The sequence below is a fragment of the Saccharopolyspora antiqui genome (assembly GCF_052246905.1).
Lineage (GTDB): Bacteria > Actinomycetota > Actinomycetes > Mycobacteriales > Pseudonocardiaceae > Saccharopolyspora.
The window spans coordinates 307,305-325,555 of the sequence record NZ_JBQQBO010000003.1 but is presented as its reverse complement, the minus strand read 5'-3'; the positions used below and the strand labels follow the sequence as shown (position 1 = coordinate 325,555).

At 69.9% G+C, this 18,251-nt stretch carries 14 protein-coding genes; 5 read left to right on the top strand and 9 right to left on the bottom strand.

The genetic code is table 11. The features are described 5' to 3' along the window. The first annotated feature begins 56 nt into the window (after positions 1-56). Positions 57-1,820 (top strand): APC family permease, encoded by a 1,764-nt coding sequence (locus tag ACTWQN_RS08475; RefSeq protein ID WP_443202784.1) that lies wholly within the window; start codon positions 57-59, stop codon positions 1,818-1,820. Between the two features lie 136 nt (positions 1,821-1,956). Here the strand turns inward: ACTWQN_RS08475 and ACTWQN_RS08470 are convergent, their stop codons facing one another. The 3 genes from ACTWQN_RS08470 to ACTWQN_RS08460 all read right to left on the bottom strand — a co-directional run bounded on the left by ACTWQN_RS08470 (position 1,957) and on the right by ACTWQN_RS08460 (position 4,029). After that, positions 1,957-2,910: a DUF3048 domain-containing protein gene (locus ACTWQN_RS08470; RefSeq protein WP_443202783.1), complete on the bottom strand. Its 954-nt coding sequence runs from the start codon at positions 2,908-2,910 to the stop codon at positions 1,957-1,959. Positions 2,911-2,993: 83 nt separating this feature from the next. Next, positions 2,994-3,563: an NADPH-dependent FMN reductase gene (locus tag ACTWQN_RS08465; protein ID WP_443202782.1), complete on the bottom strand. Its 570-nt coding sequence runs from the start codon at positions 3,561-3,563 to the stop codon at positions 2,994-2,996. Between the two features lie 202 nt (positions 3,564-3,765). After that, entirely contained in the window at positions 3,766-4,029 is a 264-nt protein-coding gene (locus ACTWQN_RS08460; RefSeq protein ID WP_443202781.1) for a hypothetical protein, read from the bottom strand. Between the two features lie 332 nt (positions 4,030-4,361). Between ACTWQN_RS08460 and ACTWQN_RS08455 the strand changes: the two genes are divergently transcribed. Beyond that, a complete protein-coding gene (locus ACTWQN_RS08455) occupies positions 4,362-5,897 on the top strand; it encodes a UxaA family hydrolase (protein WP_443202780.1) in 1,536 nt (511 codons plus the stop codon). Between the two features lie 171 nt (positions 5,898-6,068). Then, positions 6,069-6,833, top strand: coding sequence for a hypothetical protein (locus tag ACTWQN_RS08450; protein ID WP_443202779.1), 765 nt, complete (start codon positions 6,069-6,071; stop codon positions 6,831-6,833). Positions 6,834-6,925: 92 nt separating this feature from the next. On the opposite strand, the gene ACTWQN_RS08445 is transcribed toward ACTWQN_RS08450, so the two are convergent. Further along, the gene (locus ACTWQN_RS08445; RefSeq protein WP_443202778.1) at positions 6,926-7,375 is read right to left on the bottom strand and encodes an Lrp/AsnC family transcriptional regulator; all 450 of its coding nucleotides are present in this window, start codon (positions 7,373-7,375) and stop codon (positions 6,926-6,928) included. Between the two features lie 160 nt (positions 7,376-7,535). Between ACTWQN_RS08445 and ACTWQN_RS08440 the strand changes: the two genes are divergently transcribed. Then, positions 7,536-10,973 (top strand): indolepyruvate ferredoxin oxidoreductase family protein, encoded by a 3,438-nt coding sequence (locus ACTWQN_RS08440; protein ID WP_443202864.1) that lies wholly within the window; start codon positions 7,536-7,538, stop codon positions 10,971-10,973. A gap of 110 nt (positions 10,974-11,083) precedes the next feature. Here ACTWQN_RS08440 and ACTWQN_RS08435 read toward each other — a convergent pair whose 3' ends face one another. Further along, complete coding sequence (locus tag ACTWQN_RS08435; RefSeq protein ID WP_443202777.1) at positions 11,084-11,818, bottom strand: Clp protease N-terminal domain-containing protein; 735 nt, start codon at positions 11,816-11,818, stop codon at positions 11,084-11,086. A 133-nt stretch (positions 11,819-11,951) separates the two neighbouring features. Here ACTWQN_RS08435 and ACTWQN_RS08430 point away from each other — a divergent pair, with 133 nt between their 5' ends. Next, positions 11,952-12,845 (top strand): SAM-dependent methyltransferase, encoded by an 894-nt coding sequence (locus tag ACTWQN_RS08430; protein WP_443202776.1) that lies wholly within the window; start codon positions 11,952-11,954, stop codon positions 12,843-12,845. Between the two features lie 149 nt (positions 12,846-12,994). Here ACTWQN_RS08430 and ACTWQN_RS08425 read toward each other — a convergent pair whose 3' ends face one another. The 4 genes from ACTWQN_RS08425 to ACTWQN_RS08410 all read right to left on the bottom strand — a co-directional run bounded on the left by ACTWQN_RS08425 (position 12,995) and on the right by ACTWQN_RS08410 (position 18,226). After that, positions 12,995-14,176, bottom strand: coding sequence for an enolase C-terminal domain-like protein (locus ACTWQN_RS08425; RefSeq protein ID WP_443202775.1), 1,182 nt, complete (start codon positions 14,174-14,176; stop codon positions 12,995-12,997). A 254-nt stretch (positions 14,177-14,430) separates the two neighbouring features. Continuing rightward, positions 14,431-15,882, bottom strand: a complete 1,452-nt coding sequence (locus ACTWQN_RS08420) for an NAD-dependent succinate-semialdehyde dehydrogenase (RefSeq protein WP_443202774.1) — start codon at positions 15,880-15,882, stop codon at positions 14,431-14,433. After that, positions 15,882-17,186: an iron-containing alcohol dehydrogenase gene (locus ACTWQN_RS08415; protein ID WP_443202773.1), complete on the bottom strand. Its 1,305-nt coding sequence runs from the start codon at positions 17,184-17,186 to the stop codon at positions 15,882-15,884. Before ACTWQN_RS08415 ends, ACTWQN_RS08420 begins: the two co-directional genes overlap by 1 nt. After that, complete coding sequence (locus ACTWQN_RS08410) at positions 17,186-18,226, bottom strand: Ldh family oxidoreductase (protein ID WP_443202772.1); 1,041 nt, start codon at positions 18,224-18,226, stop codon at positions 17,186-17,188. The genes ACTWQN_RS08415 and ACTWQN_RS08410 overlap by 1 nt, the downstream gene beginning before the upstream one ends. Between the last annotated feature and the right edge of the window lie 25 nt (positions 18,227-18,251).

Here is an 18,251-nt window from a genome sequence, read left to right as displayed (position 1 = left end):
CGGGAAGAACCGTGAAATCTGCAGGATCGGTCGAGGATCGGCATCGGCTCACCGCTTTGACCGCAACGGTCGGGCTCGGCCTGGACGCATTGGCATCGGTGTCCTACGGGCCCGAGGCGATCGTGCTGGTGCTGGCCGCCGCGGGCGCGGTCGGGATGACCTGGACGCTGCCGGTCACCGGGGTGATCGTGCTGCTGCTGGTGGTGCTGGTCGCGTGCTACCGCCAGGTGATCCGGGCCTACCCGGACGGCGGCGGCGCCTACACCGTGGCGCGCCGGAACCTGGGCACGAAGGCGGCACTGATCGCCGCGGCATCGCTGGTGGTGGATTACGTGCTCAACGTGGCGGTCTCGGTCGCCGCCGGAGTCGCGGCGCTCACCTCCGCGTTTCCGGCCCTGCTGCCCTGGACCGTGGAGCTCTGCCTCGGCGCGCTGGCGTTGATCACCCTGGTGAACTTGCGCGGCTTGGTGGCCAGCGCGCGGCTTTTCATCCTGCCCACGCTGATCTTCGTGGGCTCGGTGGTGACCGTGGTGGTGGTCGGCCTGGTCCGCGGGGCGCCGTTGCACCCGCTGCCACCGTCATCCCAACCGGCCACGGTCGGCGCGGTCGGCGTGCTGCTGGTGCTCGCCGCTTTCGCCAACGGCTGCGCCGCGCTCACCGGGGTGGAGGCGATCGCGAACGCCACCCCGTCGTTCCGCGAGCCGCGAGCTCGGCGGGCGCGCCGGGCCGAAGCCGCTCTCGGGGCGGTGCTGGGCCTGCTGCTGCTCGGGTTGGCGGCGCTGATCGGGCAGTTCGATGCCCGGCCGGTGGCGGGACGCACCCTGCTGTCACTGGTCGCCGAGGGATCGCTGGGCAGCGGGGTGGGATATGTGGTCGTGCAGATGGCGACCGTGGTGCTGCTGGCCCTCGCGGCGAACACGTCCTTCGGCGGACTTCCCGTGCTGGCAGCGCGATTGGCCTCCGACGGCTACCTGCCGCACCTGTTCGGCCTGCGCGCCGACCGGCTGGTGCACCGCTACGGCGTGCTCGTGCTGGCCGTCCTCGCCGGTTCCCTGCTGCTGTTCAGCGGCGGTGACGTCGCCGTGCTGGTGCCGATGTTCGCGGTCGGGGTCTTCATCGGATTCTTCCTCTGCCAGGTCGGCATGGTGCGGCACTGGGCAGCCGACCGGGGCAGCGGGTGGCGCCTGCGGGCGGCCATCAACGGCGTCGGCGCGGTGCTCACGGCGCTCGCCGCGATCGTCATCATCGCCACCAAGTTCATCGAGGGCGCGTGGTTGATCCTGCTGGTGGTGCCGGTGCTGGTGGTGGTCTTCAGCCGGGTGCGCGCCGCCTACGACCGCATCGGCCGCGAACTCGGGGTGGGGAGCCTGCCGCCGCAGCCGCACGAGTTGGACACCCTCGTCGTGGTGCCGATCGCCGCGCCCACCCGGCTCGCCGCGGAGGCGTTGTCCACCGCACTGGGGATGGGACATCGGGTGGTGGCGGTGCACGTGACCTTCCCCGGTGAGTCCGAGCAGGCCAGCGCGATCCAGCAGGCGTGGCTGGAATGGCGGCCGGAGGTGCCGATCGTCGTGCTGGAGGCCGACCGGCGCGAGCTCGGCGCCCCGCTGGCGCGCTTCGTCCGGGACGCCGACGCCGAGCGGGTGATCGTGTTGATCGGCGAAGTCCAGCCCGATCGGCGCTGGGAGCGGCTGCTGAAGAACCACCGCGGCGCCGTGATCGCCCGGCGGCTGTCGCGCAGCACGAACGCGGTGGTGTGCCGCCTCCGCCTCCCGCTGACCCCAGCGGCCGCCCTGACCGCAGCCCCGCACCGGGTCTGAGAGCGCCGCGCCCACCCGGCGCGGTGGGGCCCGGTCGTCAGACGGGCTTTTTCGCGCTAACTCGCCGCCGTCTCCCCATGGGAAGTGGCGATTTCGCGCGAAATCGCCACAAAGCACAACCAAACCCCCGCTCCTCCTAGACCGGGACCAGGACGACCCAGACCTGGCCGGGCGCGAACTGGATCGGCTCGCCGGTCGGGGTCGTGTAGCTGGTGCCGACCTCGGGCGCGGGTCGCGACCAGTGCGCTTCGAAGGACAGGCCGTCGCGGAGCACCACGGCACGCCCGCCGCCGACCGTCTCGGCGAACGGCGAGACGTTCCCGACCACGTCCTGCAACGGCGAGCCGGACACCGGAACTTCCTGCAGCACCACCGTGCTCGCACCGAGTCGACCACTGTCGGTCGCCGAGTACGGCTGGCCGTCCATCGATACCAGCCACCGCTGATCGGCAGGTGACCAGGTGAAACCCACCCGGGCGGCCCGATAGGCGACCTCCTCGTGATCATCCGGCACGCCGCCGGAGGGGGCCGGGCCGAACACCAGCGGAGCATTCGGCGACCACCCCGCACCCGGCGGCAACCGCGGCGGCCGCACGAAGAGGTTGTGCGGAGCGCTACCGGGACCCCGGAAGAAGGCGCTGGGAACGCTCGCCTGCGAGGCGCTGTTCACCGGCGCCCGACCGATCTCGGGTAGAAGTTCTGGTGCCGCACCGGAAAACGCCAGCGTCGGATGGCCGAACTGCGGCAGCAGGCGCAGATCGGTCTGCCGAGCGCTGCGCACCGGACCGACCACCGGCGGCTGCCGCGATGCGAAAACCGCTACCAGTCGGCTGATTCCGGCCTCGACCGGTTCGACGAAGACGAGGTCCGCCGCACCCAACCCGGTCGGCGGACGAGCCGGGGGCGAATTGTCCACTTTGACCGCGAGCACCGGCGGTCCGACCGGCGGCGGGGGCGGTGCTGGTGGCGGAGGTGGCGGGGGCGGCTCGACAGTCGGCACCGGCCGGGTCCCGGTGGGTTGCAGGCCCAACCCACCGAGCAGCACGATCACGGCCGTGACCAGAGTGCCGAGCACGCGCAACCACCACATCGCCCCTCCCCGGCGGGAGCCGTCCGCTGCCGGGTAGCTTCACCTGCTCCGGCAGCCCGGACAAGGGGCCGAGTGGTCGAGAGTCACCGGTACGGACGCCGTATCCGCGCCTCCGCCGCCGCACGCGCCCACCACACGATCTGGTCCAGCATGGTCTTGGCCGCTGCGGCGGGACCGGTGCTGTCCTTGGGATTCCCGGTTTCGTCGAAGCGGCCGTGCGCGTCGTGGAAGCTGACCGAGTCGCGCACGGTCACCGCGTGCAGTTCGGCGAAGACCTGGCGCAATTGCTCCACCGCCCGCAACCCACCGGAGATGCCGCCGTAGGAAACGAATCCGACCGGCTTGGTCTGCCACTGCACGTGCGCGGAGTCGATCGCGAACTTCAACGACGCCGGATAACCGTGGTTGTACTCCGGGGTGACCACCACGAACGCGTCGGCGGCGGCCAACCGGGCGGCGTATTCGCGCAGCTCCGGGGTTGCCGCGGCCGGATGCACCGCGGGGAGGCCGAGTTCGGCCAGGTCGATGACGTCGACGACGAGTTCCGGGTGCTGTTGGGCGACGTCGGCGAACCACCCGGCCACCGTTGCGGCGAAGCGGCCTTCCCTGGTGCTACCGACGATGATGCCCAGCCGCAGAGCGTCCTCTGACATGTTCTCTCCCTCTCCGGACGACGGACTTGTGGCACCATCCTGAAACTTCGACATTACTCGAAGTCAACTCGACCGATCCACAGTGGATTTTCGGTGCTCGGAGACCCCGCCGAGTGGGAACGGGCCGGGGCCCGGAGTTGTTCTCTCGGACCCGGCCCGTGACCGTTATCACCTGTTCAGTTGGGTCTGCAGCAGGGCGCCATCAGAACCAGTTGGCGGCCCAGGACCACCACTTCTCCAGGATCGGCATGACGTGCGCCTGGTCGAGGTCGGCGGGGCCGGGGTTGTGGGCGCCACCAGCACTCGGCAGTTCACAGGGAGCCGCAACGCACTGGATCTGGTGCGGCCCAGGCTGCGACGGGTTGCCAACACCGGTGTTGGTCTGGGTCGGGTTGGCGACGTTGTCGCCGCCACCGCTGTTCGTCTGCGACGGATTCGCGACATTGTCGCCCCAACTCTCATTCACCTGGGAGGGATTCGCGGCGTTGTCCCCACCGCCGCTGTTCGACTGCGACGGATTCGCCACGTTGTCGCCGCCGCCGCTGTTCGACCGCCGTTGGCAGAAATGGTGCGGTCGCGAGCAGCCCTGTTTCGAGGGGGCGCACGCGTCGATGCGCTTGACAGAACCCGCCGAATCGCGGTAGGGCGCACCCCGTTGTCGATGGGGGACAACCCGACTCCGCCCAAGCCGCAGGCGTGGAACTCCACTGCTGGGCGCCTACCAGGGCGTTGACACCCGCCACCCGAGCGAAATACGGTATATCAACCAGTGTTCGAAATACCAGACGCGGAGCAGGCATGCCGAACAGCCCGACCCTCATCCACCTGCGCGACGAGGATGACGTCGCCATCGCCGGCGCCGACCTGGGTGAAGGCACCGAAGCACGGGTCGGCAACGGCGCGGTGGTGCTCCGCGCAGCCGTGCCGCGCGGCCACAAGGTGGCGGTGCACGACATCGCCGCGGGCAGCGCGGTGCGCCGCTACGGCCAGGTGATCGGCTTCGCAGGCCGGGACATCAGCAGTGGCGAACACATCCACCTGCACAACCTCGAATACCGCGAGTTCGAGCGCGCCTACGAGTTCGCCGTCGACGCCCAGCCAGAGCAGCTGCTGCCCGCGGGCGAACGCGCGAGCTTCCAGGGCTACGAGCGCAGCGACGGCAAGGTCGGCACCCGCAACTACCTCGGTGTGCTCACCAGCGTCAACTGCTCGGCGACCGCAGCGAAGCTGATCGCCCAGCAGATGCGCTTCTCCGGTGTCCTGGACGAATTCCCCAACGTCGACGGCGTGGTCGCGCTCACCCACGGGACCGGCTGCGGGATGGCCCCCGACGGCGAGGGCATCGACGTGCTGCGCCGGGTGATGCGCGGCTACCTGACCCACCCCAACTTCGCCGGTTTCCTGGTGCTCGGCCTCGGCTGCGAGGACAACCAGATCGTCAAGCTCACCGAGGACGTCGAGCTGCGCAGCGGACTGCCGGTGGTCACCGCGACCATCCAGGAACTCGGCGGTACCACCAAGACGGTCCGCGAAGGCATCGCGCGGCTCACCGAACTGCTGCCCGAGGTCAACGAGGTCGAGCGGAGCACCGTCCCGGCCAGCAAGCTGATCCTGGGCACCAACTGCGGCGGCTCCGACTCCTACTCCGGCATCACCGCCAACCCGGCGCTGGGCGCGGCGGTGGACCGGCTGGTCGCGCACGGCGGCACCGGCATCGTCGGCGAAACCCCGGAGATCTACGGCACCGAACACATGCTGGCCCGGCGCGCTGCCAGCCGCGCGGTCGGCGAGAAGCTGCTGGAGAAGATCGCCTGGTGGCAGGACTACACCGCCCGCAACGGCGGCTCGATGGACAACAACCCCTCCCCAGGCAACAAGGCGGGCGGGCTGACCACGATCCTGGAGAAGTCGCTGGGCGCGGTCGCCAAGGGCGGCACCACGACGCTGCGGGACGTCGTCGACTACGCCGCGCCGGTCACCAGCAACGGCTTCGTGTTCATGGACACGCCCGGCTACGACCCGGTGTCGGTGACCGGCATCGTGGCCGGTGGCGCGAACGTCGTCTGCTTCACCACCGGCCGCGGCTCGGCGTTCGGCTGCTCCCCGGTGCCCAGCCTGAAACTCGCCACCAACACCCCGCTCTACGAGCACATGAGCGAGGACATGGACATCAACTGCGGCGGTGTGATCGACGGCGAAACCAACGTCGAGGAGCTTGGGCAGCAGATCTTCGACCACGTCCTGCGCGTCGCCTCCGGCGAGCACACCAAGAGCGAGGACCTCGGCTACGGCGAAGAAGAATTCGTCCCCTGGCACATCGGCACCGTGATGTGACGTTCCGGGTGAAGGGCACCTTTGACCGGCTTACTCGGTCGAAGGTGCCCTTCACCCCTCACCCGACCGAGATGGCTGCGGCGGATGGTGGTTTGGAACCGCCTGATCAGCGGCATGTTCTCGCACTGTTGGCGCTACTCGTGGCGACGTTCGGTAGCTAGCTTCGAATGCATGAGCGAACAACCGCAGACCGGCGGTCGGGAGCACGAGTACTGGTTCGACAGCGACTACGCCCAGCTCATCGACGCGTTGCGGCAGGGCGACAGCCTGGCGGACATCGCCGCGGAGTTGCAGCGCAGCGTCCGCGCGGTCGAAGACCGGGTCAAATACCTGATTCCGGGCCGAGCGGTCCCGGAGCGGGGCGCGCAGGCGCGGGAGAACTGGTTGCGCACCAAGCTCGCCGAAGACCCCGACTACGACTGGCGCGCGGTGATCCTGCGGAACTACGCCGCGGCGGAACGGCGCTACTGGACCGCGACCGATGAACGCGAACTCATCGACGGCTGGCGGCGGCGGACCTTCCTGCCCGCATTGGCGGAGCACCTGCGCGCCTCGGATTTCCAGGTGGCGCGGCAACTTTGCCGACTCGGCCTGGCGGGCTCGGTGAGCGAGGTCGTCGAACACCTCGGTGCGGCGCCGGGCAGCACCACCGCGATCCGCGCCCGGATGAGCGCCGATCGCGCCGCCGCCGCGGTTTGGGTGCTCGTCGTGGACGGCGAAGGCACTCGTGTGCCGCTCTTCGAGGGGCGGCGCAGGCACATCTCGCTGCACGCCAGCTTCGACGACGCGCAGCAGCGCCTGGACCAGCTGCTGCGGCAGGCCGGTCGCCGCAACCGCGACGAACTCCGTTGGAGCCTCGCCGAACGAACCCTGGGCGAGGACACCTACGGAGCCACCCACCACGACCTGACCCAACCACGCGCGATCGCGAACTGATGCCGAACTCCGTGCCGAGCTTGTGGCGATTTCTTCGAGGACTCCGACAACGCACCGCGCTCACGGCATATGACCAGCGGAAACGCCGAGGTTCACGGGCGGCCGCGTTGCCAGGAGTTGAGCGCGATCAGGGTCTTGGTGCTGGTGACCCGGCGGCTCCGGCGGATCTCGTCGATGGTGCTCTGCAGGTGCGCCATGTCGCGCACCCGCAGCCAGACCAGTGCGTCGGGGTCACCGGCGATGGTGAACACCGCTTGCGCTTCGGGCATCCGTGTCGTCGTCTGGATGATCTCGTCGACCCCGCTGGTACCCAGGAACCGCAGCTCGATGAAGGCCTCCACGCCCCAACCGAGCTTCGCGTGATCCACCTGCACGGTGTAGCCGAGGATCACGCCGAGCTCCTGCAACCGGTCGATCCGGCGCTTCACAGCGGCCGTCGACAGGGTCACCCTGGTGGCGATGTCCGACAGCGTTCGCCGGGCGTCCTCGCGCAGCAGCGCCAGGATCTCGTGATCTGTCGGGTCGAGCGTCACATCGGCCATGAGCAGCGATGATACGCAAAATTCGGGCGCATCGTAGGGCACGCACCACCGATGTTTGCGTGCTGGCCACCATTTCCGGGCGCGCTGTTGTGCGCGACACTGACCGTCGGTTGAAGTGGCGACGATCACGTTCTGCGGGTCCGCGAAGAAGGAGTTCGACATGGCGGCCTTCACCCTGGACGACCGCTACCGCCAGGAATCGGGCACCGTCTACCTGACCGGTGTGCAGGCCTTGGTGCGGCTGCTGTTCGACCGGATCCGGCACGATCGGCGTGCCGGGCAGCGCACGGCGGCGTTCGTCTCCGGCTACGAGGGATCGCCGCTGGCCGGGTTCGACCTGGAGCTGGCCCGCCGCGCGAAGCTGCTGGCCGAGCACGACGTGGTGCACCGGCCCGGGCTGAACGAGGAACTGGCCGCGACCTCGGTGCTGGGCAGCCAACTGGCCGCCGGTCTGGGCGCGCAGCGGCCGGACGGTGTGGTGGGGGTCTGGTACGGCAAGGCGCCGGGGCTGGACCGGGCCGCTGACGCGCTGCGGCACGCCAATCTCGCCGGTACCGATCCCCGCGGCGGGGCGGTCGCACTGGTCGGCGACGACCCGAACGCAAAGTCCTCGACGGTGCCCGCCGCTTCCGAAGCCTCGCTCGCCGACCTGCACATCCCGGTGTTCTTCCCGGCGGATTCGCAGGACCTGTTGGACTTCGGCCCGCACGCGGTGGAGTTGTCGCGGGCCAGTGGGCTGTGGTCGGCGATGAAGGTGGTCGCCAACGTGGCGGATGCGGCGGCAACGGCTGTCGTGGACCCGAACTGGGCCGCACCCGCGATGTCACCGCGGGCGTATTCGCACCGTCCGAGCGCGCGCATGTTGGGCGCCGAGCTCGCGGGGCTGGAGCGCAGCCTCTACAACGTGCGCCTGCCGCTGGCGTTGGAGTACATCCGGGCCAGCGGCGTCAACCAGATCGTGCGGTCCGGACCCGCCGACCGGGTCGGCATCGTGGCCGCCGGAAAGTCCTATTTGGACCTTCGGCAGGCGTTGCGCTTGCTGGGCCTGGAAGAACGGGATCTCGCCCGGTACGGGATCCGGCTGCTCAAGCTCGGCGCGATCCACCCCGTCGAGCCGACCATCGTCCAGGACTTCGCGACCGGACTGGCCGAGATCGTGGTGGTCGAGGAGAAGCGCTCGTTCCTCGAACCGGCGATCAAGGAGATCCTCTACGGCCGCCCCGACGCGCCTGCCGTGCACGGCAAGACCGGTCCGGACGGCAAGACCCTGTTCAGCGAGCTCGGCGAACTCGACCCGGACCGGATCGCCCGGGGGCTCGCGGGCCGACTGACCGCGCACGGCGAGGTGGCGGCGATCAGCGCTTGGCAGCAGCGCCGCCGCCCGGAGCGCATCGCCGTAGCACTGCTGGCGCGCACGCCGTACTTCTGCTCCGGATGCCCGCACAACTCCGCCACCAAGGTGCCGGACGGCACGCTGGTCGGTGCTGGGATCGGCTGCCACACGATGGCCCTGTTCATGGATCCGGACCAGGTCGGCGACGTCGTCGGCATCACGCAGATGGGCGGCGAAGGGGCCCAGTGGATCGGCATGGCGCCGTTCGTCGACACCGAGCACTTCGTGCAGAACATCGGCGACGGCACCTTCACCCACTCCGGCAGCCTCGCGGTGCGCGCCGCGGTCGCCGCCGGGGTGAACATCACCTACAAGCTGCTGCACAACTCGGCCGTCGCGATGACCGGCGGCCAGCAGGCGGTCGGCGCTCTGCCGGTGGTGAAGCTGGCCGAACTGCTGCTCCTGGAAGGCGTCGCCAAGGTCATCATCACCAGCGACGAACCCAAGCGGCTGACCGGGAAGCTGCCCAGTGGCGTCCAGGTCCGGCACCGCGACGAGATGCTGCGCGCCCAGGAAGAGCTGGCTGCGGTGCCCGGGGTGACGGTGCTCATCCACGACCAGGAATGCGCCGCGGAGAAGCGCCGCAAGCGCCGCCGGGGCAAGCTGTCCACCCCGCCGGAGAAGGTGCTGATCAACGAGCGGGTCTGCGAGGGCTGCGGGGACTGCGGCACCAAGTCCAACTGCCTCTCGGTGCAGCCGGTGGCCACCGAGTTCGGCCGCAAGACCCGGATCCACCAGTCTTCGTGCAACGTCGACTACTCCTGCCTCGCCGGCGACTGCCCGTCGTTTCTGACCGTGCTGCCCAGCGGTCGCAAAGCGCACCGCGAACGCGCCGCGCTCAGCGCCGACGCGCTGCCCGAACCGGCAGGCGGGGCCGACGATTTCACCGTCCGCATCACCGGCATCGGCGGCACCGGGGTGGTCACCGTGACGCAGATCCTCGCCACCGCGGCAGTGATCGACGGCCGCCAGGTCCGCACGCTGGACCAGATCGGCCTCGCGCAGAAGGGCGGCGCGGTGGTCTCCGACCTGAAGATCACCGCGGAACCCGTTGTGCAGGCGCCGAAGCTGGTCGCCGGTGAGTGCGATCTCTACCTGGCCTGCGACCTGCTGGTCGGGGCCGATCCGGTGCACCTGGCGGCGGCCGATCCGGGCCGGACCACGGCGGTGGTGTCCAGCACCGAGGTCCCGACCGGCCGGATGATCGTGGACACCGGCGTGTCGTTCCCGACCCAGTCCGGTATTCGCGCCGCGCTCGACGACGCCAGCGCGCGGGCTTTCTACCTGGACGCGCGCGGGCTCGCCGAGGCGCTGTTCGACGACGACCAGTTCGCCAACATCCTGCAGCTCGGTGCGGCATACCAGTGCGGTTCGCTGCGGCTGTCCGCCGCGAGCATCGAGCGGGCGATCGAGCTCAACGGCACCGCGGTGGCGGCCAACATCCAGGCCTTCCGCCGTGGCCGCCAGGCCGTCGCGGACCCGGACGCCCTGCGGGCCGAGATCACCCCGGCGCCACCGGCGGCCCCGGCGCCCAGCGCCGCCGCGCGGCGGGTGCGGGCCCTGGTCGATGCCGAGGAGGATGGCGAACTCGCGCGGTTGCTGGACATCCGGATTCCCGACCTCGTCGAGTACCAGAGCGAGAGCTACGCGCGCGGCTATGCGGAGTTCGTCGAGCAGGTGCGCCGCCACGGCTCGGACGCCGTCACCGAGGCGGTGGCCCGCAACCTGCACAAGCTGATGGCGTACAAGGACGAGTACGAGGTCGCCCGGCTGTCGCTCGATGAGCGGTTGTTGGCCGACATCGAGGCCCAGTTCGGCGCGGGCTCCCGGTACGCCTTCCGACTGCACCCGCCGGTGCTGCGCGCGCTCGGGCTGAACCGCAAGATCAGCCTCGGGCCGTGGTTCCGCCCAGTGCTGCGCCTGCTGCGGGCGATGCGCCGGGTGCGCGGGACCCGGCTGGATCCGTTCGGCTACGCCAAGGTCCGCCGGATCGAGCGGGCCCTGATCGAGGAGTACCGGAGCACCGTCAGCCAGGCCCTGGCCACGCCGCACCATCCGGTGGTGCTGGAACTGGCCGAACTACCGGATCTCATCCGGGGTTACGAGGAGGTCAAACTCGCGAACGTGGCGGCGTACCGGCAAAAGCTGGCCGAACTGCGCGAGACCCTGGAAACGCGGAACCCGGTATCCAGCGATCTGGCTTAGCGGATTGACGTGCGTGAATGGTTGTTCCGGCGCCACTGCCGACCGGAGGTCGATCCGCTGCGGCAGGCGGGATCGCCAGGCCCCCGCGTCCACCTGGCGATCCCGCCAGGTCACTCCTGCAGCTTGGCGACGATGGCTGCCAGCGCGGCGGTGATGTTGGTTTCGGCGGCCGCCTTGTCGATGCCGAGGTCGGAGAGCAGGCCGGAGCCGTCTTCGTTCTCCAGCAATGCGAGCAGGATGTGCTCGGTCCCGACGTAGTTGTGGCCCAGTCGCAGGGCTTCCCGGAAGGTCAGCTCCAGGACCTTGCGAGCCTGGGCGTCGAACGGGATGAGCGGGGGCACCTCCTCGACGGCCGACGGCAGCGCCCCGGCCGCGGCCTGGCGGACGTCGTCCAGCGAGACGCCCAGCGAGACGATCGCCTTCGCGGCGAGTCCTTGCGGCTCGCCCAGCAGGCCCAGCACCAGGTGCTCGGGGCGGATCTCGGTGTTGCCCGCCTCGCGGGCCGCGTTCTGCGACGACACCACGACGTTGCGGGCCCGGTCGGTGAACCGGCCGAATCCCTGGCTGGGATCCATGCCCGTCTCACCGGAGCCCTTCGTGACGAAGCGCTTCTGGGCGGCCTGTTTGGAGACCCCCATGCTCTTGCCGATCTCCGTCCAGGACGCACCCGAACGCCGGGCCTGGTCGACGAAGTGGCCTATCAGATGATCGGCGACGTCGCCGAGGTGATCCGCCGCGATGACCGCGTCGGACAGCTGGTCCAGCACATCGCTGTGCACCTTCTTGATGGACTCGATCAGGTCGTCGAGCCGGACCGGGTTGGTCATTTGAGTCGGATCAGTCATACGTCAACCATAAGTTGACGATGCCATATCGTCAACCCATAGTTGACGATCGTTCCTGTCGATTTGCGCCAATCCGGCAACTGAGGGGTTGTTCGCGGGAAATTTGAGCTAACCTTGCGGCAGCATCTTGATCATGAACTTGCGAGGGCCGCGCATGCACACGCCTGAATCGCCGAGCTCAGGCCGCTTCGACATGTGGAGCGCCGCAGTGGACCCCACGGTGCCCAGCGTCGCCCGCATCTACGACTACGCCATCGGGGGCAAGGACAACTTCAAGGTGGACCGGGACGTCGCCCAAGCCCTCGTCGCCCAGGTCCCGGAAGCGCTGCTGTTCGCGAGGGAGAACCGCTCGTTCCTGCGCCGGGCGGTGCGATTCCTGGCCGCCGAGTGCGGAATCCGCCAGTTCATCGACAACGGCAGCGGTCTGCCGACCGCCGACAACGTGCACCAGATCGCCCAGCGCTCCGAACCAGACGCGCGGGTGGTCTACGTCGACAACGACCCGGTCGTGCTCGCCTACGGGCGGGCCCTGCTCGCCGAAGACGGCAACACCGCGGTGCTGCACGCGGACATGACCGCACCGGTGGAGATCGTCGCCGACGATCGGACCCAGCAGCTCATCGACTTCACCGAACGCACCGCGGTGCTGTACGTGTCGGTGCTGCACTGCATTCCCGACGACGCCGCGCCCGCCGAGGTGGTGGCTCGGATGCTCGATGCCGTTCCCTCCGGCAGCTACCTGGTGTTGTCGCACATCGTCAGCGACGACGCGGCAGCCGCGGCGCGCTTCACCGAGTTCATGACCAGCACCACGACCTGGGGCCGGGTGCGCAGTCCCCAGGAGGTCGCCGAGCTCTTCGACGGTCTGGAGCTGCTGGAGCCGGGGCTCGTCGATGTCGTGGACTGGCGTCCCGACGCGGCGGAGCCCGTGTGGTCGGTGACCGATTCGCCGTTCGGCGAATTCCCACCAGATCCGGTAGGCCCCAAGACGCTCTGGGAGCTGGGCGGCATCGCCCGCAAACCCTGAACGCCTGTTTTCGACGCGGTCGCCCGCAGCGGTGCGGGCGGCGATTTCGCGCGAAATCGCCGCCAGCCCCGCACGTGGGCCGTTGATTTCGCGCGAAATCGCCAACCGACTGCGCCAGGCCGGTCGACCGGCGGGTCGAAGCAGCAGACCTACTCGTAGACGGCGCTGCTCGTTTCGCTGCTGCGGATCCAGTCCCAGTTCAGCGTCACGCCGAGGCCGGGACCGTCGGGCACCGGAACGCATCCGTCGGCCTCGACCGAGACCAGATCGTCGGCGTAACCGTCGGCGTAGGCGTGGTAGTGCCGACTCTTCGGGTCGAGTTTCGGCCCGACCAGCGCCAGTTCGTAGTAGTTCGTGTTCCGGATGGCGGCCATGCACTGCCGGTGGGCGGGCCCGGCCGCGTGGATCTCGCAGTCCAAGCCGAAGCCCTCGGCGGCGTGGGCGATCTTCATGACGCCGGTGATGCCGCCGTCGTAGTCCGGGTCCGCGCGAACGAAGTCCGTGCCCTCGGCCATGATCTGGTCGACGTGCGCTTCGAGCCCGCGCACGTGCTCGCCCAGCAGCAGCGGCGTGGAGATCAGCTGCCGGAGCTTGCGGTGCGCGAACGACGAGATGCCGCCGTCGCGGTAGGGATCCTCGTACCAGAAGTAGTTCGCCTGGTCGCAGGCCTTGCCGACGCGCAGCGCGTCGGCGAAGGTCTCGTACTCGCACGCCGGATCGATCATCAGATCCATCTCGTCGCCCACCGCCGCGCGGGTCGCGAGAACGGTGTCCACCTCGCGCTTGATCGGCCCACCGCCCCAGCCGTGGATCTTGAAGCCGGGGTACCCCAACTCCTGGCACTGCACGGCGAAGTCCGCGAACGCCTGCGGGCTGTCCAGTCCGCCGTTCTCGTCGCCGAAATAGGTGGAGGCGTAGGCGGGCAGCCGCTTCCGGTAGCTGCCCAGCAGTGCGTGGACGGGCGCCCCGAGACTCTTGCCCGCCAGGTCCCACAGCGCGATGTCGATGGGCCCGATGCCGAACCGGTCCTGCTTGCGCAGCGCCCGTTTGAGGTCGTTCCAGATCCGCTCGCGGTCGAAGGCGTTCTTGCCGATCAGATATCGCGCCACCATCGCGATCTGAGTGGCGGAAACGCCCGTTCCACCCTGCGACCAGGAGTAATCACCGGTGGCGCCGCCCTCGGTCTCGATCGTCACCACGTAGCCGGTGTTGCGGGACTCGGCGCCCTTCTCGTACACCGGGTTGAGGCCCGTCCGGTCCTTGCCCAGATCGGGCATCGTCCACTTCAGCTCGCGCACCACCACGCGGCGGATGCGCAGGTCGTCGCTCATGACAGCCCTTCTCTCTCGTGCCTTGGAATTCGCGCGGATTGGATGTGACCGCAGGTAGGCGTCAGGCAAGCGGCGTGAGCCGCTTCCCGCCGCCCTCGCAACTCGCACCGCCGCGGGTTCTCAGAGGTCTTCTCGCGAGGACAGCCCCGACGTGGTGTATCGGACATACATGAGTCGGGGATCCCGGAGACGAGAAGGCCTCTGAGGTTCCGCACCCGCACCGCCACTCAAACCAACCCGCACCTTCCTCCTCATCACCAGCTCAGCGCTACGTACTTGGTCTCGGTGTACTCCAGGAGGCCGTGGTGGGCGCCTTCGCGGCCCAGCCCGCTCTGCTTCACGCCGCCGAACGGCGCGGCGGGATCGGAGACGAGCCCGCGGTTGATCGCCACCATGCCGCTCTCCAGCCGGTCCGCGACGGCCAGCCCGCGCTGGAGGTCGCGGGTGTAGACGTAGGCGGACAGGCCGTGTTCGGTGTCGTTGGCGGCGGCGATCAGCTCGTCCTCGGTGGTGAACGGGATGATTCCCGCGACCGGGCCGAACACCTCCTCGCGGGCCATCCGGGCGCCGCCGGGAACGTCGTCGAGGACGGTCGGCGGATAGAAGTACCCCGGCCGCTCCAGGCGCTTGCCGCCGAGCACCACCCGGGCGCCGCCGTCGACGGCTTCGGCCACCAGCCGCTCGATCTTCTGCACGCTCGGCTGGTCGACCAGCGGGCCGCACTGCGTGTCGGGGGCGGTCCCCGGACCGACGGTGAGCGCGCCCATCCGCTCGGCGAGTCCGCGCACGAACGCCTCGCGCAGTCCTTCCTGGACGTAGATCCGGTTGGCCGCGGTGCACGCCTGCCCACCGTTGCGCATCTTCGCGATCAGCACGCCGTCCAGCGCATCGTCGAGATCGGCGTCGTCGAAGACGATGAAGGGGGCGTTCCCGCCGAGCTCCATCGAGCACTTCAGCACCTGGTCCGCGGCTTCCCGCAGCAGCAATCGACCCACCTCGGTGGAGCCGGTGAACGACAGCGCGCGCACCCGGGGTTCGTGCAGCATCGCCGACACCACCGGAGCGGGGTCGTCGGTGGTGATGACGTTGACGATCCCGGCGGGCACGCCGACCTCGTCGAGGATCTCGGCGATCGCGTACGCCGTCAGCGGCGTCTCCGCCGCGGGCTTGAGGACGACGGAGCAGCCCGCCGCCAGCGCCGGGGCGATCTTGCGGGTGGCCATCGCCGCCGGGAAGTTCCACGGCGTCACCAGGACCGCGACCCCGATCGGCTGGTGCTGCACCAGGATCCGGTTGGCGCCGCTGGGTGCGATGCTGATGTCGCCGATCACGCGCACCGCTTCCTCGGCGTACCAGCGGAAGAACTCCGCCGCGTAGGACACCTCGGCGCGCGCGTCCGGCAGTGCTTTGCCGTTCTCCAGCGAGATCAACGTGGCCAGGTGCTCGGCGCGCTCCACCATGACCTCGTAGCACCGGCGCAGGATCTCGGCGCGCTCGCGCGGCGGACGCGCGGCCCAATCTGGCATCGCAGCAGCGGCGGCGTCTACGGCCAGCAGGGCGTCGTCGACGCCCGCGTCCGCGACGGCGGTGATGGGCTCGGCGGTCGCAGGGTCCACGACGTCGAGGCGGCGGCCGCTGGCGGCCGGGCGCCACGCTCCGCCGATGAACAGCTGGGTCCGCAGCTCGGCCGGGTTCAGATCGGTCATCAGTTCCTCGTGTCGGTGTCGGAGGGGGATGTCGCGGCCAACAGCCCGGTGAGGTCGCCGTCGAAGGCCGCCCGGACGATGCGGCCCAGCTCGGCGGGATTCAGCGGGCGCGGGTTGTTGTCGACCAGCCGGGCGGCGGTCATGCCCTGCTTGGCGGTCCAGTCGAGGCGGTCCTCGGGCAGGCCCAGTTCCGCCAGGTCGCGGGGAACGCCCGCGGCGCCGAGCAGCTCCGCGACCCGGTGCACTGCCGCGTGCGCGCGGTCCAGATCCGACGCGCCGTCGGCGACCGGGCAGTGCAGTGCGGCCGCGACGGTCGCCAACTCCGCGATCCGGGCGGGCATGTTGTAGGCCATCACGTACGGCAGCAGCGCGCCCACGCCCGCGCCGTGCGGGGTGTGCGTCAGCGCGCCGATGGGGTACTGCAACGCGTGCGCGGCGGCGGTGCCCGCCGTGCCGAGCGCGAACCCGCCGTACATGGCGCCGAGTTGCAGGTCGTGGCGCGCGGCCAGGTCGTCGCCGTCTTGGCAGGCGGCGACGATGCTGCGGCCGATCAGCTCGATCCCGGCCAGCGCGTAGCTGTCGGTCAGCACGGATTTGCCGACGAACACCCGCTCGGTGGGCAGCCCCGGATCGGGTTCGCGGCGGATCGCGGTGAACGCCTCGACGCAGTGCGACAGGGCGTCCGCCGCGGCGTGCGCGGTCAGCGACGGCGGGCAGGTGTAGGTCAGCGCCGGGTCCACCAGCGCGGTGTGCGGGATGAGGTGCGGGCTGGAGATGCCGACCTTCATCTCCCGGTCGGGGTCGGCGATCACGGCCACCGGGGTGACCTCGGAGCCGGTGCCCGCCGTGGTCGGGACGGCGACCACCGGCAGGGATGGTCCGGGGACCTTGAACTCGCCGTAGTAGTCGCGGGGCGCGCCGCCGTGGACCAGCAGGGCGGAGACGACCTTGGCGTGGTCGATGCAGCTACCGCCGCCGATGCCGACCACCACGTCGATGTCCACCCCGGACACCTCGTCGACGCAATCGACGATGGTGTCGGCGGGCAGCTCCGCCGCCACCCCCGCGAACACCCGCACGGCCACTCCCGAGGCACGCAGGTTCGCCAGCATTTCCCGGAATTCGGGCTGTTCGGCCATCCGGGCATCGGTGCAGACCAGGGCGCTGGTGCCGAGGTCGGCGACGACGTCGCCGAGGCCGTGCCGCTGGCCGGGCCCGAAGACGATCTGTCGTGGTACGCGGATCAACCCGAACGCGTCGGAGGCCGTCAGCGGCGCCGCCGGGGTCGTGGATCGCAAGGTCATCAGTGCTCGCTCTTCGCTTTGGCCGGAGAATTCCCCGGAGATTTCCCGAGTGTCGACAAGTCCCGCCACACCTCGTCGGCGACTTCGACGCCGTGGTCGAGGGCCACCTCGCGCCGCAGTCGTGCCCGGTCCCCGGGCACGAGCACCGAAGCGGTGCCAGACGTCGGCTCGGTGCCGCGGATCGACTGGAGGTACTCGCCTATCTCGTCGACGACGGACCGGTCGGGCCGGTCGAAGACGATGAAGACGTCGCCCTTCGAACTGGGCTGATCGGAGTCGAGGGTGCCCCGGACCTCGGTGCCGGTCGCGGACGCCGTCAGCGTCGCCACCAGCACTTCGAGGGAAAGCCCGAGGGCGTAGCCCTTCGCCTCGCCGAACGGCGCGATCGCGCCGTTGATCGCCGCTGCCGCATCGGTGGTCGGCTCACCGTCGGCGTCCAGCGCCCAGCCGGGCCGCAGCGCCAGGCCGCGCTGCGCGTGATCGTGGATCTTGCCCATCGACACCAGACCGGTCGCCATGTCGAAGACCAGCGGCTGCGGTGCCGCCGGTACGCCGATCGCGATCGGATTGGTGCCGATCAGCGGGCGCCGACCACCCCACGGGTGCACCAGCGCCTCGCTGGTGCAGGTGGCGATCCCGACCTGGCCGTCCTGCGCGATCTGCTCCACGTACCAGCTGAGCATGCCCAGGTGGTTGTTGTGCCGGATGACCGCGGCGGCCACCCCGGTGGTCCGGGCGCGTTCCCGGATGGCGCCCAGCGCGGACATGGCCACCACCGGCCCGAGTCCCTGCTCGCCGTCGACGTCCAGCAGCGCGGTACCGGTCCACTCGTGCCGACCGGTGGTGCGCGGATCGGAGACCCCGGCGCGGATCCGCTCGACGATCCGGCGCAGGCGCAGCACGCCGTGCGACGGGTGGCCGCGCAGTTCGGCGGCGATCAGCAGATCGGTCTGCAGCTTCGCGGCCTGCTCGGGTACGTCGTGCGTGAGCAGGATGTCGAGCACGATGCCCCGCAGCCGGGCAACCTCGACGAGAACCATGGCCTTGCTCCGAATCGCTTGTTCA